This is a genomic window from Streptomyces sp. NPDC055140 (assembly GCF_053607285.1).
Window position 1 is genome coordinate 1 of the sequence record NZ_JBSGTG010000043.1, and the last position, 24,537, is coordinate 24,537.

Annotated in this window: 26 protein-coding genes and 3 pseudogenes; 16 read left to right on the top strand and 13 right to left on the bottom strand. The window is 67.0% G+C overall.

Going from position 1 to position 24,537, the window contains the following annotated elements; translation table 11 throughout:
• Positions 1-239: 239 nt before the first annotated feature.
• Together ACWFR4_RS42845 and ACWFR4_RS42850 are read right to left on the bottom strand one after the other, a co-directional pair.
• Entirely contained in the window at positions 240-1,157 is a 918-nt protein-coding gene (locus ACWFR4_RS42845) for a hypothetical protein (protein WP_453656901.1), read from the bottom strand.
• 105 nt (positions 1,158-1,262) lie between these two features.
• Entirely contained in the window at positions 1,263-1,703 is a 441-nt protein-coding gene (locus ACWFR4_RS42850; RefSeq protein ID WP_453656902.1) for a hypothetical protein, read from the bottom strand.
• A 94-nt stretch (positions 1,704-1,797) separates the two neighbouring features.
• On the opposite strand from ACWFR4_RS42850, the pseudogene ACWFR4_RS42855 reads away from it, so the two are divergent.
• The 3 genes and pseudogenes from ACWFR4_RS42855 to ACWFR4_RS42865 form a co-directional block, all read left to right on the top strand.
• Positions 1,798-2,100 (top strand): annotated as a pseudogene (locus ACWFR4_RS42855) (transposase); the annotation flags it as partial.
• Positions 2,101-2,787: 687 nt separating this feature from the next.
• Positions 2,788-3,012, top strand: coding sequence for a hypothetical protein (locus tag ACWFR4_RS42860; RefSeq protein ID WP_453455120.1), 225 nt, complete (start codon positions 2,788-2,790; stop codon positions 3,010-3,012).
• Positions 3,012-3,224: a LexA family protein gene (locus ACWFR4_RS42865; RefSeq protein WP_453455224.1), complete on the top strand. Its 213-nt coding sequence runs from the start codon at positions 3,012-3,014 to the stop codon at positions 3,222-3,224. The genes ACWFR4_RS42860 and ACWFR4_RS42865 overlap by 1 nt, the downstream gene beginning before the upstream one ends.
• Before the next feature lie 612 nt (positions 3,225-3,836).
• Here the strand turns inward: ACWFR4_RS42865 and ACWFR4_RS42870 are convergent.
• On the bottom strand, positions 3,837-4,241 hold the full coding sequence (locus ACWFR4_RS42870; protein ID WP_453455118.1) for an STAS domain-containing protein: 405 nt from the start codon (positions 4,239-4,241) through the stop codon (positions 3,837-3,839).
• An 84-nt stretch (positions 4,242-4,325) separates the two neighbouring features.
• Entirely contained in the window at positions 4,326-5,084 is a 759-nt protein-coding gene (locus ACWFR4_RS42875) for an IclR family transcriptional regulator (RefSeq protein WP_453455115.1), read from the bottom strand.
• 50 nt (positions 5,085-5,134) lie between these two features.
• Here ACWFR4_RS42875 and ACWFR4_RS42880 point away from each other — a divergent pair.
• The 4 genes and pseudogenes from ACWFR4_RS42880 to ACWFR4_RS42895 form a co-directional block, all read left to right on the top strand.
• Positions 5,135-5,290, top strand: a pseudogene (locus ACWFR4_RS42880) (IS21-like element helper ATPase IstB); the annotation flags it as partial.
• A 408-nt stretch (positions 5,291-5,698) separates the two neighbouring features.
• Positions 5,699-5,992, top strand: a complete 294-nt coding sequence (locus ACWFR4_RS42885; RefSeq protein ID WP_453656903.1) for a hypothetical protein — start codon at positions 5,699-5,701, stop codon at positions 5,990-5,992.
• Between the two features lie 350 nt (positions 5,993-6,342).
• Positions 6,343-6,642: a type II toxin -antitoxin system TacA 1-like antitoxin gene (locus tag ACWFR4_RS42890; RefSeq protein ID WP_453455109.1), complete on the top strand. Its 300-nt coding sequence runs from the start codon at positions 6,343-6,345 to the stop codon at positions 6,640-6,642.
• Entirely contained in the window at positions 6,639-7,025 is a 387-nt protein-coding gene (locus ACWFR4_RS42895) for a fic family toxin-antitoxin system, toxin component (RefSeq protein WP_453455106.1), read from the top strand. Before ACWFR4_RS42890 ends, ACWFR4_RS42895 begins: the two co-directional genes overlap by 4 nt.
• A 157-nt stretch (positions 7,026-7,182) precedes the next feature.
• Here ACWFR4_RS42895 and ACWFR4_RS42900 read toward each other — a convergent pair whose 3' ends face one another.
• Complete coding sequence (locus ACWFR4_RS42900) at positions 7,183-7,617, bottom strand: signal protein (protein WP_453656904.1); 435 nt, start codon at positions 7,615-7,617, stop codon at positions 7,183-7,185.
• 614 nt (positions 7,618-8,231) lie between these two features.
• On the opposite strand from ACWFR4_RS42900, the gene ACWFR4_RS42905 reads away from it, so the two are divergent.
• The 4 genes from ACWFR4_RS42905 (at position 8,232) to ACWFR4_RS42920 (ending at position 14,140) form a co-directional block, all read left to right on the top strand.
• Entirely contained in the window at positions 8,232-9,206 is a 975-nt protein-coding gene (locus ACWFR4_RS42905) for an alpha/beta hydrolase (RefSeq protein ID WP_453656905.1), read from the top strand.
• Positions 9,207-9,786: 580 nt separating this feature from the next.
• A complete protein-coding gene (locus tag ACWFR4_RS42910; RefSeq protein WP_453656906.1) occupies positions 9,787-10,680 on the top strand; it encodes a DUF6424 family protein in 894 nt (297 codons plus the stop codon).
• A gap of 559 nt (positions 10,681-11,239) precedes the next feature.
• Positions 11,240-12,340, top strand: coding sequence for a M4 family metallopeptidase (locus ACWFR4_RS42915; RefSeq protein ID WP_453455097.1), 1,101 nt, complete (start codon positions 11,240-11,242; stop codon positions 12,338-12,340).
• A 498-nt stretch (positions 12,341-12,838) separates the two neighbouring features.
• Complete coding sequence (locus ACWFR4_RS42920; RefSeq protein WP_453656907.1) at positions 12,839-14,140, top strand: hypothetical protein; 1,302 nt, start codon at positions 12,839-12,841, stop codon at positions 14,138-14,140.
• Here ACWFR4_RS42920 and ACWFR4_RS42925 read toward each other — a convergent pair.
• The 5 genes from ACWFR4_RS42925 to ACWFR4_RS42945 form a co-directional block, all read right to left on the bottom strand.
• On the bottom strand, positions 14,124-15,959 hold the full coding sequence (locus ACWFR4_RS42925; protein WP_453656908.1) for an asparagine synthase-related protein: 1,836 nt from the start codon (positions 15,957-15,959) through the stop codon (positions 14,124-14,126). The two genes, ACWFR4_RS42920 and ACWFR4_RS42925, sit on opposite strands and share 17 nt — an antisense overlap.
• A 1-nt stretch (position 15,960) precedes the next feature.
• The gene (locus ACWFR4_RS42930; protein ID WP_453656909.1) at positions 15,961-16,584 is read right to left on the bottom strand and encodes a lasso peptide biosynthesis B2 protein; all 624 of its coding nucleotides are present in this window, start codon (positions 16,582-16,584) and stop codon (positions 15,961-15,963) included.
• 373 nt (positions 16,585-16,957) lie between these two features.
• Positions 16,958-17,812: an IS3 family transposase gene (locus tag ACWFR4_RS42935; RefSeq protein WP_453656910.1), complete on the bottom strand. Its 855-nt coding sequence runs from the start codon at positions 17,810-17,812 to the stop codon at positions 16,958-16,960.
• A gap of 90 nt (positions 17,813-17,902) precedes the next feature.
• Entirely contained in the window at positions 17,903-18,649 is a 747-nt protein-coding gene (locus ACWFR4_RS42940) for a hypothetical protein (protein WP_453656911.1), read from the bottom strand.
• A gap of 24 nt (positions 18,650-18,673) precedes the next feature.
• On the bottom strand, positions 18,674-19,330 hold the full coding sequence (locus ACWFR4_RS42945) for an orotate phosphoribosyltransferase (RefSeq protein ID WP_453656912.1): 657 nt from the start codon (positions 19,328-19,330) through the stop codon (positions 18,674-18,676).
• Here ACWFR4_RS42945 and ACWFR4_RS42950 point away from each other — a divergent pair.
• The 3 genes from ACWFR4_RS42950 (at position 19,320) to ACWFR4_RS42960 (ending at position 21,094) form a co-directional block, all read left to right on the top strand.
• Positions 19,320-19,628 (top strand): hypothetical protein, encoded by a 309-nt coding sequence (locus ACWFR4_RS42950; protein WP_453656913.1) that lies wholly within the window; start codon positions 19,320-19,322, stop codon positions 19,626-19,628. The two genes, ACWFR4_RS42945 and ACWFR4_RS42950, sit on opposite strands and share 11 nt — an antisense overlap.
• A 199-nt stretch (positions 19,629-19,827) precedes the next feature.
• A complete protein-coding gene (locus tag ACWFR4_RS42955; protein ID WP_453656932.1) occupies positions 19,828-20,223 on the top strand; it encodes a PPOX class F420-dependent oxidoreductase in 396 nt (131 codons plus the stop codon).
• Positions 20,224-20,896: 673 nt separating this feature from the next.
• A complete protein-coding gene (locus ACWFR4_RS42960) occupies positions 20,897-21,094 on the top strand; it encodes a hypothetical protein (RefSeq protein WP_453656914.1) in 198 nt (65 codons plus the stop codon).
• A gap of 242 nt (positions 21,095-21,336) precedes the next feature.
• Here the strand turns inward: ACWFR4_RS42960 and ACWFR4_RS42965 are convergent, their stop codons facing one another.
• On the bottom strand, positions 21,337-21,741 hold the full coding sequence (locus tag ACWFR4_RS42965) for a winged helix-turn-helix transcriptional regulator (protein ID WP_453455218.1): 405 nt from the start codon (positions 21,739-21,741) through the stop codon (positions 21,337-21,339).
• A gap of 102 nt (positions 21,742-21,843) precedes the next feature.
• Here ACWFR4_RS42965 and ACWFR4_RS42970 point away from each other — a divergent pair, with 102 nt between their 5' ends.
• Positions 21,844-22,761: an alpha/beta fold hydrolase gene (locus ACWFR4_RS42970; RefSeq protein ID WP_453455075.1), complete on the top strand. Its 918-nt coding sequence runs from the start codon at positions 21,844-21,846 to the stop codon at positions 22,759-22,761.
• Between the two features lie 366 nt (positions 22,762-23,127).
• Here the strand turns inward: ACWFR4_RS42970 and ACWFR4_RS42975 are convergent, their stop codons facing one another.
• On the bottom strand, positions 23,128-23,364 hold the full coding sequence (locus tag ACWFR4_RS42975; protein ID WP_453455072.1) for a DUF6480 family protein: 237 nt from the start codon (positions 23,362-23,364) through the stop codon (positions 23,128-23,130).
• 219 nt (positions 23,365-23,583) lie between these two features.
• Here ACWFR4_RS42975 and ACWFR4_RS42980 point away from each other — a divergent pair.
• Positions 23,584-23,832, top strand: a pseudogene (locus ACWFR4_RS42980) (SDR family NAD(P)-dependent oxidoreductase); the annotation flags it as partial.
• A gap of 21 nt (positions 23,833-23,853) precedes the next feature.
• Here the strand turns inward: ACWFR4_RS42980 and ACWFR4_RS42985 are convergent.
• Positions 23,854-24,447, bottom strand: coding sequence for a TetR/AcrR family transcriptional regulator (locus ACWFR4_RS42985; protein ID WP_453455070.1), 594 nt, complete (start codon positions 24,445-24,447; stop codon positions 23,854-23,856).
• Between the last annotated feature and the right edge of the window lie 90 nt (positions 24,448-24,537).

Sequence of the window (24,537 nt, forward strand, 5' to 3'; positions counted from 1 at the left end):
CAGCCGAGTACTTGTAGGTCCCCAACGGGAACTCCTGATCTCTGGAACTTCATAGATCCAGTGTCCAGGGTGTCCACGACCAGGGGGAAACCTCCGACAGTGCGTGCAGTACGGCATGGATCATCTCTGAAGCCTTCCGGGGCGAGCACGGCATGGGGCCAGCGACACGTCGCACCGGGGGCTGTCGTGTGGCGGGGCGGCGTGTGGGGCGCCACCCAGATGGGGGCGCCCCGCCAGGGTCAGCCGACGTTCAGGGTCAGCGCCGCGGTGTGGAGTCTTCCGCCGGTCTGGAACTGCAGGAACAGCCGCCAGTTCCCCGAGGTGGGCAGCTCGGCGTCGAAGGACAGCTCCGGGCCGCCGTGGTCACCGTTGACCTGGGCGGTCGGGTGAAGGTGGGTGAACGCGGTGTCGCCCACATGGAAGGCGGTCAGGTGGGCGTAGGTGTCGAGGTAGGGCTCAAGGCCGGTGACCGGCTTGCCGCCCTTGGTGATGGTGACGGTCATGGGGTGTGCCATGCCGGCCATCGGCTCGCCGGTGACGGTGACGGTGTACCCGTCGACCTCGGCGGTCTTGGCGGCAGCCGGCAGCCGGGTCTCGGTCCCGGTGCCGGGCACGGTGACAGTGCGAGACAGGACGAACGCTGTGCCCTTTCCGGCCCCGCTGTCAGGGGTAAAGGAGGCGAACACGCGCCACGAGCCGGGCTCGAGCGAGGCCAGGTCCGCGTTCCAAGTACCGTCGGCGGCCATGGTCGGGTGGATGTGCTGGAAGCCGCTCAGGTCGGAGCGAATGGCGTAGAAGTGCATCCGCTTGGTCTGGTCGACGGTGAAGGCGGTGACGGGCTTGCCGTCCGGGCCGGTGACCGTGAACCGGTAGGGGGTCTGCTTGCCCGCAGCCAAGGCTGTGTCCTTGCTGGTCAGGCGGTAGCCGTCCTTGTGGTCGCTGAGGCCGTTGCCAGCGGCCCTGTGGTCCATGCCGGGCATATCACCCATTGAGGGCGACGGGCTCGCCGAGGACGCCTTGACACTGTGGTCCATGCCCGGCATCGAGGAGGGATTAATGGAGGAGCCGCAGGCCGTCAGGGTCAGCGTCAGGGCGACGGCGGTGCCGGCCGCCGCGAGGGCGCGACGACGCGCTATGGGACGGGCAGAAGTGAGCATGCGAGTGGTCTTTCCGGGTGGGCGCACCACGCCGGGCGGGCGCGCGGAAGTGAGCAGGGCACATCGCCGGTCCACGGAGAATTCCGGGGTTTCGGCGTGGGCCTGTCAGGTCCGCGCGACACACACCTGGAGGAGCAGACTTCGCCCGCCTGGGGTGGGCGGCCCGCGCCGCCCTGTGCGGCCCAGGGCCACCGGTCGCCCGACGACGGGGAGCACCGCCAGCACGGCGACGACGGCCATGAGACCGACCACCTGCAACGTCGTGAAATCGCGGGCCGGCGTGGAGAGGCACATCGCCCCGCCCATCACCGATATAGCTGACGCCTGCTGCGCAGCGGCGTGGGTCATCACCGAAGAGGGCGTGGACGCCATCGCGGTGCCTGCGTGCTCGGTCGAGAGGGCAGCCGGTGCGGAGATAGCGCCGTGGCAGCCTTCGGCGGCGTTTGCCGGTGCACCGTGCATGAGGAACAGGCCGAGCAGGACCGCGCAGAGCGCCAGCAGCCGGGCGATGCCCTTCCGCCTGCCTCTCTGCCCGGTGTCCGTCACAACCGTTCCTTACCTCACGTCATGGCGCGCGTCTGCGAAGCGCGTCTGCCCGACGATACCCGGGCCGGGTACTGCGCGCTGGCCCGCCGGGGCTCCTCACCGCCTGGCCTTCGGCGGCGTCGCACCGGTTCCCCGCGACTCTGGCAAGATCAGCTGGAATCTGCGGCGCCCTCAGCGATACAGCCGCAGACTCCAGCGCGTCTTCTACACCTCGGCACTGTTCAGCATCCGAAGGTGCGAGGAGTCCCGACGGTTTTACGACCGCAAGCGAGCCGAGAGCAAGCGCCACACCCAGGCCGTCCTCGCCCTGACCCACCGTCGCGTCAACGTCCTCTGGGCGCTTCTACGCGACGGACGGACCTATGAGCCCTTGCCGCCGACGGCGCTTGCAGCGTGACGCCTCTGTCCTGCAGCCGATCTGCCAGGTCAGCGGTAACACGGTCGACTGACGGGCAGGCTTGCGGGAGTATCCGCTTGCTGGCATCCGACGGCGAGGAGCGCGTTGATCACTCAGGGAGTAAAGGTCATGGCGCAGTGCGGCGCCTGCGGTGGCGTGCTGATATGCGAAGTTGGCCAGTACGTCGACCATGGGCAGTTGTGGTGGGGCACTGAAGGTGCATGCACTGCCCCAACGGGTGGTGCGAGCAGGACACAGGCGGAGCGACTCCTGAAGAGATCAGGAATGCCCTGCTGACAGAGCACGCGCCCGCACGGCTTCGCCTCGCGGACGACGAGTCGAGCCTCGTCCCCGTCTTGCGAGTCCTGCTCGAGATGCTCCACCTGCCCCTGGGCCAGGCACAGGTGATGGCCAGCGCGCTCCAAGAGACTGGCCTGGTTGGCACGCTGGTCGAGATGGAGTTCATTGCCGACGGGCTGCAACGCCGATCAGTCGCTACAAAGTTCGAGAGGTGCGAGACATCGGCCGACTGAACCCTACGCGCCCAACCAGAACGGCTTGACAAACGGCATCAGAATCGATGGCACGCTCGCAAGATTCACTGACGCAGGACAACCAGAACGCCCCCGACACGTCGAGGGGCGTTGCCTTTGCCTCGGAATTCGAACATACGCTCTACTAGAGGACATGGAACGCCACTTTCCGAGCGACCTTCTGAAGGCGCAGACGTCCTGGTACGTCACCTACGAACAGCTCGCCACCGGCCCGTCGGACGACGCGGCTTCCCGGCGTCGGCGGCTCCTCCGCCTGTCCCGGCTCATCGCCGGGCACCCGTACTGGACGACCTCGGCGGGCACGCCCGCGGCTCGGATGGCACTCAAGGAGATCGCCCGTACGAAAGCGCGGCCGTGATGCTCACCGACCGGCAGATGCGGATCATCCGCAGCGCACGGGAGTGGGTCGCCGAGTACGGGGAGGCCCCGTCGGTACGCGAGCTCGCCGCGGCGGTCGGGGTCTCCTCCACGTCGTCGATCGTTTACCAGTTGCGACGACTGCGGGAGGTCGGCATTCAGATAGAAACCCGTGGCCGCCCCAGTGGACGGTGCCCGCACTGCGGGCGCTGACCCTCTCGCCACCGAGCCCTGCTCCGGATCAGATTGTTCGGGGCCCCGGCCTTCGCGTGCATGGCTTTGTTCACGGGTTGCGGTTCTGGCTCAGCTTGTACGGTGTGGCCACCCTCAGTGATCGGCAGATGGCTGGGCCAGTGCGGGTCCCTGAGTTGAAACGGCGGGTCTTCGGTGTCGCCACTTGTCTCATCGCCTGCCCAGGAAGCGCGTTCGGCCATGAGGCCTGCGTGACGTTCGCGGGCTGCGATATCGCCTGCGTTCTCCAGATCACTGCTGTCGCGACCCCATGCCTTCATCGCGTCCAGGACTCGGTCTCCCCAAGGTGTCGCGACACCTCGCAAGCCTGTGGCCGAAGCCCTCAGCTTCGAGTGCGGCGTCGGCGAGTCGCCGCTGGCCGTGTGGTCGCGTGGTCGCGTGGTTCTTTCGAGAGGTCTCCGTTGCGCCACGGCAGGTCACTGCCGCCTGCCGTGGCGGTTACGTCCGGCAACGGAATTACTGTGCCGACAAGACCTACGGAATCCCCGGGAGTGCGGTGGCCGGGCCCGTCGGAGTGGGTGCACCTGCCCGGCGGGCACGAGCACGTGCCAGCCTCATTGCAATAGCGGTCCGTCAGTTGCGCCTGCCAGGCCAACCGGCAAGTCCCTCTTCGATGGGGGGCTGCGCGATGGCCTGCTCGACGGAGTCGTGGAACGAGTAGACGTGACGCAGGCCGCCGAGACGGAAGACATGCAGGAGCCGCTCGTCGGAGCAGGCAATCCGCAGCGACCCGTGACGGGTCTTGATGCGTTTGGTGACAGCGACGATCATGCCGAGCCCCATGGAGTCCAGGAAGGGGGTACTGCACAGATCGAGAACAAAGTGACGGTGCCCCTCGGCGAGCCTCCGGATCACTGCGGCTTGCACGAGAGGAGCGAAGGCAATGTCGATCTCTTCGTTGGCTTCGACGACCGTCCAGCCGTTGGTCACACGGTAATCGACTGAGTCGTGCGATCCTGCGACGCCCTGATCAGACACGTCCCTGCTCCTCTGCACCCTTGACCGATTTGTCCGCCTAGTCCATTAGACGAGCATGGCTGCGGAGTCACAAGGACCCGGTTTTCAGATGGTGAGCGAGAGTCTGCGGGACACCCGCTCCGCTGTGGCGACCAGCGTCGCCACAGCACCTTCGAGGCGGTCGGTGCGATTGGCACGCAGGGAGATACCAAGCGCGCCTATGGTGTCGCCTCGGCGGATGGGCACTGCGACGCACGCGGCGCCCAGGGAGTACTCCTCGATATCGGTGACGGCAGGCCCATGGGGCGGGGCGTCGAGACGCCGTAGCAGTTCGGCACGGTGAGTGATGGTGCGAGGGGTGAGATCATTCAGCGTGTGGCGGGAGAGGTAGTCGGCACGGGCATCGCCGTCCAGCTCACGCAGAACGCACTTGCCGAGCGCCGTGGCATGCCCCGCGTCTTCGAAGCCGACCCACAGATCGACACGGGGCGCCTTCGGCCCGTCCACGATCTCCGCGACCCGGATCTCGCCGTCCTCATAGAAGGTCAGATAGGTCGCGGCCGACAGGCCGTCCCGCAACTCCGTGAGCGCCGGACGGACCCTGCTGAGCGCCGCCTGATCGCGGCTTCCTCCATGCAGCGCACCCAGCCTCTCCCCCAGGACGAACGTGCTGTCGTCGAGTTTGCGCAGGTAGCCGTCGTGCACCATCGTGCGCAGCAAATGGTAGGTCGTGGCCAAAGCCAGCCCAGTCTCGCGCGCCAGCTGCTTGGCCGGCACGCCACCTTCGTGCGCACCCACAGCCTCCATCAGCCGGAAGGCTCGCTGCACCGACGCAATGAGCGTGGGGCCCTCCTTGTCGCCCATGTCTCCACATTGCTCCACACAGATAAATCGGTGCAAGTCCGACGGGTAGGTTCAATGAGATCGCCGATCGGGCTGTGAAGGACCAGATGACCTACCGCGGCTTCCTCGCCGAACTGCTGATGGCCGAGTGCGACGACCGGGCCCGACCCCGCTCGGAACGGCGGATCGAGGCGGCAGGCTTCCGGCAGGAAAAGTCACTCAAGAGCGCCACGCTCACGAAGGCCGGCCGGGCTGACGTACTCCAGCTCGACTCGACGCCCTTCGCCGACACAGCGTCGCATCCATACGGGCCTCCGGGACGACGCCGACGAACCTCGACGACCGTAGCCACGACAGCCGAGACTGCCCGCATTTCACAGAGACAGAACACACACCCGCACGCTGTACGTCCGATGGGCCCCCTGCGCGACCGACGTAGTTACCAAGCAACGCCGCCCGTCACGCTCACGGCTTGACGAAGCCACGAGGAATCCACGGCACCGTCACGGCCGCCGCAATCCGGCTCTGGCTCCGCCCGCGAGATGCGCCCCGCACCTGGTTACGCCCAGAACTCCATGGCCGCCAGCAGCGTCGTCCCATACAGTGCCGAAGCCATCCCATACAGTGCCGAAGCCATGACGGCACGTGCATCCTTCACCTTCGTGCGCCACATCGACGGGCTCCGCTACCACTTCGAACGCGACGGTGAGCACAACGGCCGCCCCGCCTACCGCCGAACGGACGGGAACGAGTGGTGTGTCTGGTCGCCGACCGACGGCTGGCACTGCAAGATCGCCGACGGCCTCGTCACCGCCCACCCCCTCAACAGCCGCGCTGACGGACCCGAACCCCCGGCCACCGTCTGGCGCAGCTTCAAGAACGACCGCTCCTACCTCTATGACCTCCGGACCCTCGACCCCGAAGAATGATCCGCCGGACAGGCCGCACCATGACCGCCGCCAAGTCGCGGAGACTGCCGGACGGCTTCTTGACCACTGTTGCGCTGCCGAGCAGGTGCGTACCGACACCTACCGTCGGCTTCTCGACGAGCATGGCCCCGAGGTCGGCGCGAATGCGTCGGGCGCTCGTAGACATCGCTACCGTCGCCGTCGCGCGGGCTTTGGTCTCTGCCGGCGACACCCCCGGACGGATAGGCGCGTCCTCACACGCATCCGCACCTCCCCGAGCCGACAGGGCTACACCCTCGCCGCTGCGCCGACCCGGCCGCCAGCGGCCGAGCACCTAGCCCCAGATTGGGGCCAGCAGTACCATCGGTACCATGGCGAACAATCCGAAGGCCCTGAACTTGCGGTTCCCCGACCCGGCACAGCGCGCAGCAATCGAAGCGGCCGCCCGGCAGGAAGGGATGAGCCTGCAGGAGTACATCCTCTCCGCCGCCGTTGACAAGGCGACTGCAGTCGAGCGGAAGTTCCTGGCGGCATTCGGGGAGTCCATGGCCCGCAGCGGTGACGCTTTCCGCGCCGCGTCCGACAGCTTGGACCCGAGCCCGGAGCACCGGGCGGCCGAACAGCGCGCGCGGCGTGATCTCGATGCGCGCGGGCAGGAGCACGCCGCGTGACCCAGCCCGTCCCCGAGCATCCGCTCGACGTGACCTTCCTGCTCCACGCCGCCGAGCTCCTCGATGGCGACCCCCAGGTCGACGACTACGGGCCTCTGTACGCGGCCGTCGCACGTGTCAATGCGCGCGCCCTGGAGCACAACATCTACGGCACGCTGAACCTGAAGGCGGGCGCACTCCTTCAGACCTTGGCACGGCTCCCCTGCCTCGAGCACTCGAATGCCGCCTTCGCCTGGCACGCCACTGAGGCGTATCTGCTCCTCAACGGAAGCCGCCTCGACTACCCCGTCAAGGCTGCGGTGGAGCTCGTCCGCGACACCGCTTCCAGACAGGTGGGCGTGGCCGGCATCGCTCGTCAGCTCCGTGACTGGACCGTTCGTTGAACTCCCGCTTGATGAGGGCAGCCCCATGATCTGCCGGTGCTCTTCTATCGCGCGGAGGTCAGGCGTTTGCCGTCATGATTCCGTACGTGAGGGGCCGCCCCGTCGAGGTGCAGAAGACCCTGAGGAGTGTCCCCGGGGTCTTCGCAACGCGGCTGGTCTACTTCGATGAGGCCTCGACCGTCAACGCGTAGTCCACATCGGTCGAAAAGTCATCTGACTGTCCGCGGATCTTCAGCGCGTGCGTCCCAGACTCGAGGGAGAGCAACTGGACCCACAAGCCGCATCCTGCAGTTGTGAAGCGCTCTTCCTCTCCGGTGACTGCGTTGCCTTGAGCGCTTTGCACTGTGATCGAGTTGTCCTGGTATATCTCAGGCTTGACCGCTTTGCCGTCCAGGAGCACGGTCCCCTGCGCGCTGCTCAAGAAGGCTGCACAGTCCGAACCGTCTCCGAAGAGATTCACGACGGGGAAAGCGATCGGACGACCGCTGGGAACCGTGCATGCGCGCGTGGCGTGACTGCCGAAGGTACCGGCCAGGAACCACACGTCTCGCGGCTGGTTGCGCTCGCACTCGCTTCCATCGTCGTCAGCCACTGGGTTGGTCTCCTCGGGCTCCGATGCTGCCCATGTCCACCATCGGCCCTGTAGCTCCGCAGAAGAGAGGCGAGCGTTCGCCCTCGCCGACGACGCAGTGGAAGAGGGCTTTGCCGATGCCCGCCCTACCGCGTCCGCCGGGCCGGCGGCCGTCTGTGTCCCGCACCCAGCCAATGCAGCCAGCGCAACAGCAGCCAGCCCCGCCGTTCCAGCCATGAACCGCATATGAGCCCCTCCCCACCAGGCACGCCGCCTTGTCCCCATGACAGGCGCGACATGCGGGGACACCCTATCCACGAGGCGAGACCGGGTTGGCGGTGGTGGCGTTGCTGTACTTCGCTGCTGTACTTCGCTGCTGTACGCCACGAGAACGCAAGGGGCTCCGGATCTCCGCTCCCGCACCGAACACCAAAGGCGTCGAGCGCGTTGGACGTGCGGAAGCGAGGTCGTTGCCCTGTCCATGGCGGGTCCATGGCGGGGCATCTTCTATCTCTGCCGCAGGTTGCGTCCCGCGGGCAGGGTGTGACGATGGAACGGGGTGCTTTTGCTTGGGGGCAACCATCAGTTGCGGCCGATGAGAGCCGCGCGTCAGGGCACGTGGCCATGGAGTGGACATGACTGAGCTTCCTCCTCCGATCACCCCGTATCTCGAACCCGCCGCGAAGGAGCTGGCCGAGGCGACCGATCCGCACCCCCGCATCTACGAAGTGCCTCCGGAGAAGGGCCGTGACATCCTGCTCGGCCTGCAGAGCGATGCCGGCGTGGCCCGCCCCGACGTCGACGAGGAGTGGGTCGACGTCGAGGCGGCCGAGTGGGGCACGGTGCGCACCCGCATCATCCGGCCCAAGGGAGTCGACGGGCCTCTGCCGGTCGTGTTCTACATCCACGGCGCCGGCTGGGTCTTCGGCGACGACAAGACCCACGACCGCCTCTTCCGCGAGCTGGCCGTGGGCGCGGGCGCCGCGGGTGTCTTTCCCGTCTACGACCGGGCTCCGGAGGCGAAGTACCCCACCCAGGTCGAGCAGAACTATGCCGTGGGCCAGTGGGTCCTGGAGCACGGTGCGCAGCACGGCCTGGACACCTCGCGCATCGCCGTCACCGGCGAGTCGGTCGGTGGCTGTATGTCGGCCGTGTTCGCGCTGATGAACAAGGAGCGCGGCGGGATCGACCTCAAGGCCCAGGTCCTGCTCTACCCGGTGGCCAATGCCGACTTCGACACCCCCTCCTACCTGCAGTTCGCCGAGGGTTACTACCTCACCCGCGACGGCATGAAGTGGTTCTGGGACGCCTACACCACCGATCCGGCGCAGCGCGCCGAGGTATACGCGTCCCCGCTCCAGGCGTCTGTGGAGCAGCTGAGAGGGCTGCCGACCACGCTGGTCATCACTGACGAGGCCGACGTGTTGCGCGACGAGGGCGAGCAGTACGCCAACAAGCTGCGTGAGGCCGGAGTGGACGTCACTTCGGTCCGGGTCGCCGGCATGGTCCACGACTTCCTCCTCCTGGACAGCCTGCGCGACACCCGGGCCGCCAACGTCGCACGCAAGCTCGCCGTCGACGCACTGAAGGCTGCGCTGCACGACAGCTGAGGTGCGGCAAAATCGCCCCGAACTTGGCTGTCAGCACGGCCCGTTGGCCTTCCAACCAGCTCATGCCAGACCAACCAGGCACCGAGCGGAAAAGCCACGAGTTGAAGATCTGCACGCCCTAACTGACCTGCAACGACGACTTTTCGAGCCCCACACGAACGACCTTGTCCCGGCCGAGTTTTGTACGGCGAAGCCGGCTGACCTGTTCGATCGAGCCCAGACGCAAGGTCTGTAGCCGTCGCGTCCAGCGTGCCGGCCGGCACGAACCTCATGGTGGCGCCGTGACGTCACGTCAGGGTGCTGCAGATCGCGGCGGGCCCAGCCGGCCAGGCCGAGGCAGTCGGGTTGGTTCCAGCTGAGTCAGCGCTCGATCTTGACGCACTGTCAGGTCATCTGGGAACTGATCAACATCGTCGGCAGCGGCAGACCTCTCGATCTCCACCACCCGGTCCAACGAACCACCGCCGGTTCATTGGCTGCTCGGGTTGTCGTACCTCCGACCGGTGGCAGACGATGAAGACGGGGGGCACTCGGCACCGTGGGCCGGACACGGACCGCGGTCGGCACGTGGAGGTCGGACATGGCCCGAGCCGGTTCCCTTGCATCGTCCACGATTCCCGACTCGCTCAAGCCCGGCGGGATCGAGTCGGAGAACCATCCCTGGAAGATACGGCTGGTCGAGCACCCCAAACGCTTCGAGTCGTCGTTCTTCCGCGCCGCGAAGAAGGCGGCGCACAAGATTCTCGACGAGATCAGCGACACGGATCTGCCGTACGGGTCACGGCCCGCCGGCTCCGAGCACTGGGAGATGCACCACGGAGGCAGCCTCTGGGTCAAGGGAGCGGGCGGCTGGCGGATGTACCGGGCCCGGGTGGGCATCGAGTGGAGCATGCAGTTCTGCGCTGAGCCGGTGAAGGTCGACCGGCTCAGGCAGGAGGCGGCCGACCTCATCGATGCCTTCCCGCTGACCCTGCCCGCCCTCGTCGAGCTGGGGTACGAGGAGGCGGACGCACTGCTGCGCACCCCGATCAAGGACGCGGACGGTGTGGAGGCGTGGACCGACTCGCTGTTCAACGCGTGCGTGCCCATGACCCACGGCAACCACCAGGGGATTCTGCCCAAGGTGCCCGGCGAGCACCACTATCCCTGGCCCGTCAAGGGGGCGGACTTCGTCCGGTACGACGACTTCCAGCTGTGGGTGACCCTGCCCGACGGTACCCATGGCGCCGTCGCTCCGGTGGACCGGCGGGGTTCCGGAGACGGACACGTCCGCCTGGTGCACGTCCCCGAGGGCAGCAGGGCGGCGGAGACATTGGCCGAGGCGCAGGAGCAGGGGCTGATGGCGGTCCTGCCGCCGAACAGCTCCGCCGCGCTCCAGGCGTTCGCCGAGCAGATCGACCCCGGGCGACGCACCGCGGCCGGCCCCCTGGCTGCGGGCCGGGCGCGCGGGAACGGCGGCCGAGGCTCCAGCTAGGCCCGCCGGTGGCGGGCGCCCACCTGATGACTCGTCCCGTCGAGGCAGATGACGATCCCGCGCGGCATACCGGCTCCTCGTCCACTGAGTTGCAAGCCTCCGGTGACGGGCGGAAACTGATGACATAGCACGTGCGCGCATGGATCGCCCGTTGAAACCGGAAGCGTCCTTTCCTCCGGGGGAGAGAGTTCCATGCTCGGCACAGCAGTTGGCCACCTTCGACACGAAGAAGTCCTCGCGCCGCGGCCTCTCAAGGCTGACGTGCGTGCTCTTCGGGTAGTTGATCCCGTCGACCCCCTTGAGTATGTCCGTACCCAGTACCGCGGGGGCCGCGCCTTACGTTCGTCGCAGGCGTCGACGGCTCGTACCAGCATCTGACGGACCCGCAGCACTGCTTCATGGGACTGCCTCGAGCGTGGACATAGGGGTCTGGGGTCAGACGACGGTGATGCTGTTCGTCAACCACTCAAGTCCATGATCGGCACGCGTACCGCCACCCGCGAAAAGCGCGAGTGTCAGGCGGATGAGGTACGCCACCGCACCGATCGGAGCACATCCCATGACCGACGACATCCGAGGCTCCTCGCTCAGGTCCGTGGCCACGACGCCGTGTGCGATCGTGCCACCGCATCTGCTCAACCGGCTTGCCCGGGCCGAGAACCCGTCCCTCAACGAGCCTGCCCGCCGCACCCTTGCGCTCGACGCGGCACAGCGCGTCCAACGGAGGCTGACGGCCGAGATCGGCCCGACCGCCGCCCCGCCGAGGCGCGCCCCTGACCACCCCCTCCGCACCATCTGCGACGTCGAGCACCGGCAGAAGTTGCCCGGCAGGCGCATGCGCGGAGAGGGCGAGGCCGACGTACCGGACACCTCGGTCAATCACGCCTACGACGGCCTTGGTGCCACGTTCGAGTTCTATCTCCGGACACTGTCCCGCTTGTCCATCGACGGGGCCGGCCTCCCGCTGGATGCCAGCGTTCACTTCCAAGAGGACTACGACAACGCCTTCTGGGACGGCGAGCAGATGGTCTTCGGTGACGGGGACGGGCGCATCTTCGGTGACTTCACCCAGTCCCCCGACGTCATCGGCCATGAGCTCACCCACGGCGTCACCCAGTACACCGCCAACCTGACCTACATGGGCCAGTCCGGAGCCCTGAACGAGCACCTGTCCGACGTATTCGGGTCCCTGGTCGAGCAGTACGCCAAGGGCGAGACAACCGAGGAAGCGAACTGGCTGATCGGAGAGGAACTGCTGCGCCCCGAAGTACAGGGCGTCGCGCTGCGCTCGATGAAGGCGCCCGGCACCGCGTACGACGACGATGAGCTCGGCAAGGATCCGCAGCCTGCCCACATGAACGACTTTGTGCAGACCTTCGCCGACAACGGCGGCGTGCACATCAACTCGGGCATCCCCAACCATGCTTTCTACCTCGCCGCGACTCAGCTCGGCGGCCACGCCTGGGACGGTGCCGGCCGTATCTGGTACGACGTGCTCACCGGTGGCGAACTCGCCGGCGACGCCGGCTTCACGTCCTTCGCGCGGCTGACCGTGGACGCCGCCGACGCCTACGGGCCGCAGGAGCACGATGCGGTACTGCTGGCGTGGGATGCGGTCGGCGTACCGACGAACGGGCTGAGTCGGCCAGTGCCCCAGTAGAACTGCGCGCCTGCGTGATCGGCGCGAAGGGCTTGTGCACCTACGGCTGGGCACGCATCCCCGCCGACGAGTACCAGCACGAGTTCCTCGTTCGCCGCAGCATCGACGACAGCGAACCTCCCGTCCGGAGCCCGAAGGCGACCTATGCGTGTAGGCCGTCCGGAGGCATCCGGGTGGTGATCCGAATGATCACCACGGACGATGGTGCTCGAGTCCCGGCGCAGCACCAGGTCTCCTGGTCCGCTGCGGGGATCGGATGCTCCGCGACGCCACCGCGAGGTACGTGCCGCAGGATGCCGGCAGGGGCTCGCCGGACGGCGCTCCACCCGTGCAGTGCCGCAGTGACGTTCGAAGGAGACACCTCTTGGGTCCAGTTGGCGTACGCCGGTGCCGACCGGCGGGACCTTGCACCAGCCGGCTCGGGGGTGTTTCCGGTCGCGGTCACCATCGGAGCGGACGGCACTCCCGCATCGGCCTGCGGCGTCGGGAGCTGACCACGTGAAGGTTCCCCTCTGGTCCGGCGTCGGTTCCCGTCTGCGGGAGTTGCTGGTCCCGACGAGCAACAGGCGGTCACCGGCAACCGTGGTATTGATCCTGGTGGTTCTGCTTCTGACGGGGCTGCCGCTGGGCTGGCTCGGCGTCGAAGACATCCGCGGTGCCCTGACCTACGCGGGTCGCATCACCGGTGCCATCCTCATCCTGGTCTCGGTCACCACGCTGGTGGGCGCCGTGGCGGCCTGGGACCACTGGTTCCGAAACCGCATTCCCTACTCGGGAACGGTCGCGCTGATCGGCACGGGTGCGGCGTTCTTGACCAACGCCGCGCTTCTGCTCATGACGTTCAAGGACGTCGATTCCACGGCCTATCGGGTGCTGTGGTGCCTGATCACGGTGGGTTGCGCCTGGGCTGTCTTCGCGGTGTGGCGGACATCCGTCGAGATTCCCGCTCCGAAGCGGGTGGCGGCGGCGGTGATCGTCACCGGGATCATCACACTGGCGAACTTCGGCTACGAGCGTCTCTACCAGCCGTACCAGCACGGCGCCAGACCCCTCATCACGATCACCGTGGGAAAGCCTGTACTGAGGGAGGACCGCAAGGCGTTCGCGGTGCCGGTCGACATCAGGGCCGAGAACCGCAGCGATGTGGGCTTCTACGTGCTCGGCACCGAGTTCCACGCCATGGGGGAACGAGTGCAGATCAGCGCGACGGACCGGAAGCGCGAACAGTGGCGCGACGATGCCGAGAAGTGGCGGACATTCCAGGAGAAACACCCGCTCACCCGCCGGGAGATCCAGCAGCCCGGCGAGCTGGTGGCAGCGCAGCCATGGGCGCCCGCCGGAAACTGGATCGAGCCGGGCGACACGTTCGTCACCCAGACGGTCGTGCAACTGCCCATGGACACGCCGTACGACCAGTTGGCGTTCTATGCCAACGGGAGCTTCGCACGCAAGGACAGACTCGGCCTGTCGCAGATGCAACTGACCGGGTACTCCTGGAGCGACGGCCAGGTGCCCAACTGGGTGAAGGTAACGAAGGACGTCGACAACGTCGTCTACCGCGGCCAGGTGTACGAGAACAACGCGATCGCCGCGTATACCAGGGACACCCGTTACGTCACCGTCTATTGGCAGTTCGGTGTGCATGGCGCAGACCTGCTGCAAACCATCAGGCGAAACGGCGAGGAAAACCGCGTCAACCTTGAATCGGAAGACCGCGAGTTGGAGAGCCGGTACGGCATCGTCGACTCCATGCAGGGCCCGATCGAACGGACCCTGTGGGACGTCAAGGGCCGGCACTGACCGGCATGAGCCTGCGGGAGCGCTGGTCCAATCGCTCCAGCCACACCACCAGGGCGAGAGAGCTGTTCATACGATCCCAGGCGTATGAGTCCCCGATGCCGAGCTGCGCCTCCCGCACCGCCCGGCACAGAGTCTCGATGTCGAACATCTCCGCGATCAGCGGATGCCGCGCGGAGCGGCAGAGGTCGATGAGTTCGTCGCCGTGTGTCCGCAAGCCGTGGGCGTAGAGCTCGTCGAAGGGGATCTTGACCGCTCGGCTGCGGATCCGGGGCGGGAGCAGATCTGCCATGGCCTCGCGCAGGACCGTCTTCGGACGGCCCGGATGGAACGTTGCTTCGGCGGGGAGGCGGCGCATCGTGGCGATGACTTCCGGGTCGAGAAAGGGGTGCGAGAGGAAGAATCCGTCCTGCCGTGCGCGGCGCCAGGAGAGCGGGTCCGGAGCGGCGATGTAGTTGGCCGCGTCGTAGAGCGACTGTTCCGGCCGGCGTCCGAACACGAAGCGGCTCTCCGCGACGCTGGCCTCACGGTAGCCGTGAGCCCGCGCGAATCCGGACCGCAGCCATCGGGGGCGGGCGAAGTTACCGAGGCCGCCGAGCACCGTTCCGCGGCGGCGGACGAGCGCGGTGAGCCGTTCGGCGGCCAGCGGCAGAGTCGGCTGCACCACGTAGGCGGAGACGACGTCCCGCAAGCCCCGCTCGCCGCCTGTGGCCCAGGCACGTGCCTGCTTCGTCATCTGCCGGAGCTGTCCTGTGCGGGCCAGCCTGTGCAGGTGAAGCGGGTTGGCGTCGGCAATCGGATCGGCCCCGCAGCCGGTCATGAGGGTGTCACAGCCGAGTTCCGCCGCGGCGGCATGGAGCCTGCTCCAGAACGGGGCGCGGAAGGCGTGCGCATGAGGCTCGTCCGCGTCCCCCGCGTGGTGCCTAAAGTCGTCGAAGTCGGCCACGTCATCGACATCGATCATCATCGGGTGGGCCGCGGGCACATGACGGCGGATCGCTTCCATCGCCTCGTCGAGGTACGGCTGTTCCTCGGCCAGTTCTCCTCCGCCGAAGCGTCCGGCAAGCAGGACCAGGTCCCCAGGGCGGTCCTGTCCCACGGTCAGCAGACGTGCCGCGAGCAACGCGACGCTGGTGGAGTCGGTGCCGCCGGAGACATGGCACGCCGTCGTCCTGCCCATACGGCGCCCAACAGCGTTCTCCAGCGCGAGTCGCAGGTCCTTCGCGGCGCCGTTGAGGTGGGGGCCGTCTGCTGCCGCTACCGACAGGGCGTCTGCCGCGGGTACCGACAGGGCGTCCGCCTGACGGACGTGTCGCGGCACCCGACCGCGTATCTGCCCCGTGATCGAAAGTTCCACCACCTCGCCGCCCAGAATCCGGTGCACCCCGGCGAAAGGGGTGAGTTCCGAGTGGGGTTGCGCCATGTTCCCGGTCAGGTACCGGCAGAAGTAGCGACGTTCCAGCTCCGCTCCGGCGCCCAGGCGGCGCGCCGAGGTACTCACCGCGCTCACACGGCCGCCGGACTCCCTGAAGAACAAGGGGATACGTGCCTGCTCGTCCCGCATCAGCAGGATGCGGTCGCGGTACACGAGGACAGCCGCGTAGTCGCCGGTCGGCAGACGCGACACGGCTCCCGGCCGGCCGAAGTCGTCGAGGAGGCGGCGCGCACCCGCCATGCGGTCCCGGACCGAGCCGACCCAGCCGGCGACCACCGCGGTTCCGGCCTGTGAGGAGACCGTCGTCACGAGCCCTTGCTCGGCCATGGCCCCGGCTGCCGAGAGCTTCGGTGCGCTCCCGGCCCAGTCGAGGCGGAGTGCTTCCACGTCACTGGCCTCCGCCGTTGATCGAGAGAACTGCAGTGAACGCGTGCCCGCGCGGATCGGCGTCGGGGATGCACACGTCGGCCGAAGACGTCCAGGCGTGCAAGGCGAACGGGTGCTCGCGCGCACCTACGTGGAGGACGGCCTTCAGACCGCGCCGACGCAGCAGGACAAAAGCTGTCACGGCCTCGGCCTTGCAGTCGTCGTTGACGAACCAGCTTCTGCGGCCGTACGAGTGCACCGCCCGCTTCAGCGAGGCTACGTCTTCCGCGGAAGCGGGATCTGCTCGGGCATAGTCCGGGGCCGCCAGGGACAGGAGCCGAAGGACGCGCCCGAATCCGATCGTCCGGATCAGCAGATGCACTCCGCGCAGCCAGAGCCCGACCTCGACGTTGGAATGCTCCTTTTGGCGGCCCGTCACGCACCGGGCACGGATAAGACCGGTGACGAGTTCGGCGCGCTCCGTGGAGCTTTCGTCGGCGAACTTCTGGATGTCCGCCATCGCCATTCCGAGAAAACGCGTCCGCTTCCAGTCCGCGATCAGTGCTCCCCCGGACGTCCGTGTGACCCGGCAATGCGGTGACAGGATCCGCTCCATGGCCACCAGGGCATCGGTGTCCTCTGCCACCGCACATCCTCCAATGTCGCCTGCCGCGGCGACTCTGAGGCGGACTCGGTTCGACTTGTGGACGGTGTTTCAGCCAAGGTATCCGTGACCGTCGTAGTGGCTGCCGCTGAAGCCCCGGATCAGACGGCCGTTGCCGATAAAGACAAGCCCACGCGGCATACGACGCCGCAGCAGTCGGGCAAACATGGCCTACCTCCCGGTCGGGTAGCATTCATCAAATTCAGCCTACTCTGCCAAGAATGCCCCGCAACCGGACCGCCGGTGCCCGCGCCGCGAAGCGCGAGTGATTCGCGGGACTGCCTTGTCCGTCGTTCCGCCATCGTGTCCCTCTGAGGGGCCGCGCATTTTCCGGACAGGCATCTGACCGTCTATTTCACGCGGTGATTCGCAACTTCTCGTGCTCGGCGTGGACTTCGCGCGGAGGACGGTAACCCACCGCCGAGTGAAGGCGTTTGCGATTTTGCCAGAATTCGATGTAGCGAGTGACATCCTGCCGGGCGGCCTCGCGGGTCAGGTAAGTGTTCAGGTAAGTCACCCTTGATACGCGCTCATTCTTCAGGGCGCCGAAAAATGATTCGGTCATGGCGTTGTCGAAACAGATCCCGGTACGGCCGGAAGATCTACGGATCCCGAACCGGTCGAGCGTCCTTCCGGGCTCGGCTGACATGTAGTTGCTTCCGCGGCCGGAGTGAAATATTGCGCCGACCGAGAGGTTCCTGTTCCGTTCCGCATTGCGGATCGCCCTGGATATCAGTGGGGTTTGGTAGTGGTCGTCCATCGCATAACCGATGACTTCCGTCGTGCAGCCGTCGATGACCGTTGCCAGGTACAGCCAGCCTTCCCCGGTCGCGATGTAGGCAATGTCGCCGACGAGTCTTTCGCCGGGTGCGTCAGCGGTGAAGTTACGGCCGACGAGGTCCAACACCTGGCAGGCCGCGGCCTTGGTGAGACTGAACCTCTTCGGCCGCGACTGGCAGGGCTCAAGGCCCAGTTCGCGCATGAGCCGGCGGACCAGTTCCAGGCCGGCGAATTCGCCCCAGCGGTCCAGCTGAGCCTGGATGCGTCGGTGGCCGTAGGTACCGTCGTACATGTCGAAGGCTTTCTCGAAGAGCAGTTCCAGCTCCTCGCGCTGCTGGGCCGTCGCAGATTCCGGGCCGGATCGCCAGCCGTAATACCGGGTCTGGAGACGCCGAGTCGGCCGCACATGAACTCGACGCTGTATGCGCACTCCGTAGTGTCGAGCCGCATCTCGTCGATGAACTCGCACTTGCTTGCTACCCGGGATCCTTCGCGAAGTACGCTGCCTTGCCCAACAGGCTTACAGATCCACACGTGTCTCCACGTCGCCCCGCCTGAGAAGGACGTGCGCCGGCCGGAACGGCAGCCTGCGCAGAGTCGGTTCCATAACTTTGAACAGGGCATCGGCATCGGGTCCGTAGGCGTACACGACGGCTTCGCCTCCGCCGAACTCGTTCCCGTCGACCTCCCCGACGCCGGCCTCCTCGGCCGCTGCTTCCATCACCTGCTCAGCGTCGTAGATCCGCTCGCGCTGGTCGACATCGCCGAAGCCATCACTGGCGAGCCGAAAGTGCGCGATGACGGCGTGCTCCTCATCCCCGCTGTCAGGGGCAATGGATATCTCCATGCCGGACACCTTGCCATCGGTTCTGACATCCCCACCGCTGCGTTCACTCGGATCTGCCCCCACCAACACCTTTCCAAGTCTCTTGGTGCTGCGGCCGATCGGAGACACACGGTCCAGGCCTGTCTCGGACAGGATCTGCTGATCGGTCTCGTCCAGCTCGATCACCACGAGCTGGACGCGATCAGGATGCTGACCATGACCCAGGAGGAGACCGCCAGCTACATCAAGCGCCACCTGACGATCGCCGGCCGGTCCGATCCGCTGTTCTCCGACGACGCCGTCGACCTGATCCACCTCACCAGCCGCGGCCTGCCCTGCTCCGTCAACAACATCGCCCTGCAGTCCCTCATCGCCGCGTTCGCCGACGAGAAGAGCATCGTCGACGAGTCCTCCACCCGCCTCGCCATCACCGAAACCCACGCGACAGACCACCGGCTCTGCCGATCAGGCAGCAGCAGCCCGCAGATCTCCGGCCGTCAGCAACGACACCAGACGGATGCCCTCGGTTGCGAGGGCATCGGCACCACCTTGCTCACGGTCAATCACACACAAAGCCTCGCGCACCTGGGCACCCAGGCCACGCAAGTCCGCGGTCGACAGCACAATCTGTCCACCGCTGGTGACCACGTCCTCCACCACCAACGCCCGCCGGCCCTCAACCTCGGCACCCTCGGCGAGACGGCAGGTGCCATACGGCTTGGCCTGCTTGCGCACGAACGCGCAGGGCAGACCCGTATGCCGGCCGAGCGCAGTCACCACCGGAATGCCGCCCATCTCCAGACCGGCCAGCACCTCCGTGTCGCACGGCACCAGTGGCGCCATCCGCTGGGCAATCTCGTCCAGCAAAACGGGATCGGCTTCGAACCGGTACTTATCGAAGTACTCCGTGGCAACGCGCCCGGACCGAAGCGTGAAACGGCCCTGAAGATGAGAGACGGCATGAATGCGGCGAGCAAGATCAGCATGAGTCACAGGCAGCCATTCTTCCAGGCTGTCCCTCCCCTCGTAGCGTGAAAACCGTGACTGCAGGGGAAGTTGAGAGTCATGGCGGAGGAGCCACCCGCAGTGGCGGTTCCTTGAACGAAAGAGGGTGAGCAACATGGTTGGCGACGTCGCCTACGGCGACCTCCTCGGAGGCCGGGTCACCTTCGTCCAGACAGGCCCCGAAACGGTGCGCATGACCGGGCAGTTCAACGACGGCTTCACGGACCCCAACCAGTCTGGCACGCTCCACATCGGGGGCTTTCCGCCGACGACCCTCGACGCGATCGTCCCGCCCGGGACGAAGCCGTTCGAGTGTGGCTTCGAGGGCACAGAGATCGAGCAGTTCGTCGATGTGCCGCTTCGCGCGATCTGCAGCGACGAGGCCATCGGCGAGGGCACATCGGTGACCGCCTAGCCTGAGCGCACCGAACCCTGGTCAGGACACCCTCGAGCGGTCCCCCACACACATGTTGGGACCACTCAGCGATACGAGGTCTGCTGCGGATGTGCCGCGCCTCAGCCTCAGCATGGGGGGCACGAGAGCCGTGGTGGCAGAGGGGCTGGAGGTTCTGGTTAGGTGGGTGCTCCGGCGCCACACGAGAAAGTTGCCCGACATGACATTGCCTAGTGAGCTGACCGAGGTCCTGGGCGGCCCGGCCATCTGTTTCCTGACGACGCTCATGCCGGACGGTTCGCCGCAAATCACCCAGACTTGGGTCGACACCGATGGGGACCATGTGGTCATCAACACGGTGACCACTCATCAGAAGATGAAGAACATCCACCGTGATCCGCGGGTGGCCGTCGCAATCGCAGATCCGGCGGAGCCCTCCCGCTACTGGGCAATCCGCGGCCGCGTCATTTCGTCCACGACCGAGGGCGCCGACGCGCACATCGACAAAGTGGCCCACAAGTACCTCGGCGGACCCTATCCCTGGTTCGGCGGGCGCGACCAGGAGCGCGTCATGCTGACCATCAGCACCGACAAGGTGCACTCGCCACGCGGTTGAGCGACTGACGGACCGCATCCGTCCTCGCAGACGTGCCCGACCCGCCCGAGTGGCTCCGGGTTTCTCGCCCCCCGACTGGTCGAGGGGCGAGAAACCCGGGCGGACGGTAGGTACAGCCGGGTGTCGATCAACTCCTCGTTGAAAACCGAGAACTCCGCCTCCTCCCTGGCGGCGGACACCAGCGCGCAGGAAGAGGTCACCGTCCGGGTGTCGTCGATTCCCTGACTCCTTATCGGCGCCCGGTGCTACCGCTGCTCATCAAGCCCCCGCCGGCGTTTGCAAGATGGTTTGGAACGCTGTCATGCAGTCCAGGCAGTGCCGGTCGGTCGAGTCGTGTCCGGCGACACCCTCATCCTGCCTGCGCTGTCCGCACAGCGTGGTGGCCGTGCCGGCCGCCACTACGTGCCACACCAGCCCACCGCCCGCGGCGTCCACTCCGACCCACATCTCGTGCATGACCAGCTCCCTGGTAGACGGCACCACCCCACTGTTTTCCATCGCACCACCTGTCCGCTCATAAGGCCCCTCGAGGTGGGACGGACGGGTGAGACGTTCGCCCAGCCGTTTGAGCCTCCCTCCGCGGCGGAGGAGAGTAGGCCAGGTGGGCGGCTGTCACGATGCCGCGCCGCGTCGCGAACAGACCAATGCGGTGCACGTCCCCACCATCAGGAGCATGGCCAACGTGTCGCCCCGCTGGGAGTCCACGCACATCCACGGCCTCGAAGTCCGCCGCACCGCGACCGGAGCAGTTGCCATGCGACTGCTGGGCTGGGAGGAAGTGCTGCCGCTGTCGCTGATCCGCTTCACCGTCCCGGCGGCGACCGCGGCCCTTCCACAGGATGGCGACCGCGGACGCCACGCCCTCGGCTGACGAGGGAGAGGGCGAACTGCTCTGCCTCTCACCTCATATGGGGTGTGACCCAGATACGCGCCAAAGGGGCAAAGAGTTGATCTCAAGGTCCTGACCGGCGTACGGGCCCTCTCGGTGCTCGTCGATAGCTTTCCGAGCCTCGCGGGCGTCAGCCGATTCCGCCGGTCCGTGTTCCGGTTCTGCAGCGAGGCGTGACGCTCGATGACCACGTCATCGTCTGGTTGGCGTGCCAGACACCGTACTCATGTGGGCGTCTCTTCCTGGGTGTATCGCTGGTTGGCGTGATCGATTTCGGGCATGTGCACCTCGGCCCACTCCCGCAGGGCGGCAAGCGGTTCCTCCAGCGATAGCCCGAGCGGGGTCAGCCGATAGAACACCCGCGGGGGCACGACCGGTTCGACGCGCCGGCTGACCAAGCCGTCGCGGACCATCCCCTGCAGCGTGACCGACAGCATCTTCTGCGAGATCCCTGCCATCTGGCGCTGCATCTGGGAGAAGCGCAACTCCCCGGCTTCCTCGGCCAGCACCTTGACCGCCATGGAAATCCACTTCGTGCCGATGCGGTCGAGGAGCTTGCGGGTCGGACACGCAGGCGAGAAGAGATCACCACGTGACCTGACCGTTCTCCGCGCGGAAGAGTCAGTCACCTGCACCTCACCACCTGTCGCAAAAGTGCCTCCTTCCAGCACCCACCATAGTCACCTAGCGTTGGGTTGTCACCAAAGGTAACTGCCATCTGGAGGGACCCCATGTCTACCCGCCCCGCTGCCGTTCGCCTGGACCCGTCCGTCCCCCCTCCCCGAGTCGAGCTGCGGCGGGTGAAGGCCAACGGGGTCGAGCTGAACGTCGCCCTCGCCGGGCACGGCCCCGCCCTCCTGCTGCTCCACGGGTTTCCGCACACCTGGCAGGTCTGGAGCGAGGTGCTCGACCCGCTGGCCGCTCACCACCTCGTGATCGCACCCGATATGCGGGGGTTCGGAGCGAGCGAGCGGGCAGCACAGGGCTACGACGCCAACACCCTCGCCGAGGACGCTCGGGCCTTGCTGGGCTCGCTGGGACTCTCATCTGCCGCGGTGGTGGCGCTCGACGCAGGCGTGCCACCAGCGCTCTCGCTCGCCCTGCGCCATCCTCACCTCGTAGACCGGCTGGTCCTCATGGAGTCGTTGGCGGGCACATTGCCGGGCGCAGAGGGCTTCCTGACGGACGGCCCCCCGTGGTGGTTCGGCTTCCACGCGGTTCCTGGACTGGCCGAGTCAGTGCTGGAAGGCAACGAGGAGCGCTATGTGGGCTTCTTCCTCGATGCCGGCACGCTGGGAGATGGCATACCGGCTGCGGTACGTGATGCCTTCATCGCCGCCTACACCGGCCACGACGCGCTGCGCTGCGCATTCTCGTACTACCGCGCGCTGCCGCTGAGTGCTCAGCAGATTCAGCAGGCCGTAACGCAGGCGCGGCTCACGATGCCCACTATGACCATCGGCGCGCACCCGGTAGGGCGGGCACTGGAGCGGCAACTACGCCCGGTGACAGATGACTTGACGGGCTGCGCTCTCGACGACTGCGGCCACATCGTGCCGCTGCACCGGCCTGCCGCACTGCTGCGGCTGCTGGAACCATTCCTCGCGGGGAGGCCATGCTCCGAGCGGCTTGCCGCCCCCTCGATGTGAGGGCCGGTTCGCTCATGAGCGCATGCTGAGCGATCCCGACGGGCTGGCAGGAGTTGGGGCTTGCCTTCGTCCAACCGGCGTCCTGCGCCGGTGCGCTGTCATCCGTCAACCGCCGCAAACGGCTTCTCGTGGCCGGCAGCAGCCTGCCAAGGGCCATCGAGGTCGGATGGCCGGGCTCCGTCGCGGTGCACGAAGTCCTGTTCCGCTCCGGCTCCACCGGCCCGAGATCGCCCCGCCCTCCCGGCTCACCACACCCCGCTGGGGGCCGGTCGATGAACGCACTGGGCAGATCTACGACGAGCGAACGGGGAGCCCGGGTACCCGTCCGCCTTTTCTCTCACTCTCCTGGCGCCCGCGCCTCCGCAATCAGAGCAGCAGCACGAGCGCGTACACGAGGAAGAACGCCGCGACCAGCACCGCGAGGCCGATGATCAGCGTCAGAGGTGCCTTCGCCCATCCCCTGGGCGGGTTGTAGGTCTCCTGGGGGCCCGTCCCCGACATGCCGCCCTCGGCCGGCGGGGACTCCCCCGGCGCCACGCTCCCGCCAGGTTCCAGGCCTGTGGTCCTCTGGGGGGCCGGATCCGGATTCGTCGAAGTAGTCATGTGCTGCGGGTTCCCCCCGATCGCCACAGGATTCGCCTGCCACCACAGGGCATGTGGCGCGCGTGGGGATTGAGGTGCGTTGCCGAGGCTACTCGCGGGTTGTCAGGGCCGAACCTGGACGGAGGACGTCGAGTGACGGAGGCCGATGCGTCCGTCCACGGCTCGGCCTGACATCGCCAGTCCGGTAACCGTCGAGGGCCTGGCGCACGAGGATGCTCCATGACCGACCCCTGTGCTTCCACCGCCGGAGTGGCCGTCGTCACCGGCGCGGACCCCGGCATCGGGCGGGCCACGGCCGTCCGTCTCGCCAAGGCCGGGATGGATGTCGGCATCACTTGGCACACCGATCAGGAAGGCGCCGACCGGACGGCCGGGGAGGTGGGCCTGCATAGCCGCCGCGCGGCCACCGCCCGGATGGACCTGAGCCGGATGCCCAATGCCGCGCAGGTGGTCGACGAACTCGCCGAACAGCTAGGCGGCGCGACGGTTTCAGCTACGGGCACGAGGGCGGCGTTCCTCCTCGGCATCGCTGCTCGCTGCGCTGGTCAGGATCGCGCTTGCGACAACGTCGAAGAGGTGATCGGCGCGTGGCGCGAGCGAGCGTTGATCGCCGAGCCAAGCGAGCGCCATTACCAGCGCGAACATGTCGGCGCCATCAATGTCGGTCCGCGCCATGCCCGCGGTCTGGGCGCGGGTGAGGAGCCGCGTACCCGCCGCGCGCAGAGTGACGCACGAAGCGTGGAGTGCGGACTCGGTGTCATCGATGGCGGCTGCCATCAGCACGATCGCGCCCCGATACTCCGTTGTCCACGCGACGCAGTCGCGTAGCCACGAAACGAGAGCATCGTCGGGCGAGCTGGACGTTTCGAGGGCGCCTGCCTTGGCGGTCAGCTCGTCGAAGCTCGTGTGGAGCAGGGCATCGAGCAGCGCCTCGCGCGTCGGGAAGTGACGCAGCAGCGTCGCGAGTCCGACATCGGCCCTGCGCGCGATGTCGCGCAGTGACACGTCGACGCCTTGCTCGGTGATGGCGGTGCCCGCTACTGCGAGCAGGTGGTCGCGGTTCTTCCTGGCGTCGGCCCGCATCTGTCCCCCTTGACTAATCGGATCAGTGGTCCATACATTCGGATCAGTGGTCCATTTATGTGGATCGCTGATCCGAATAAGCCTATCCCG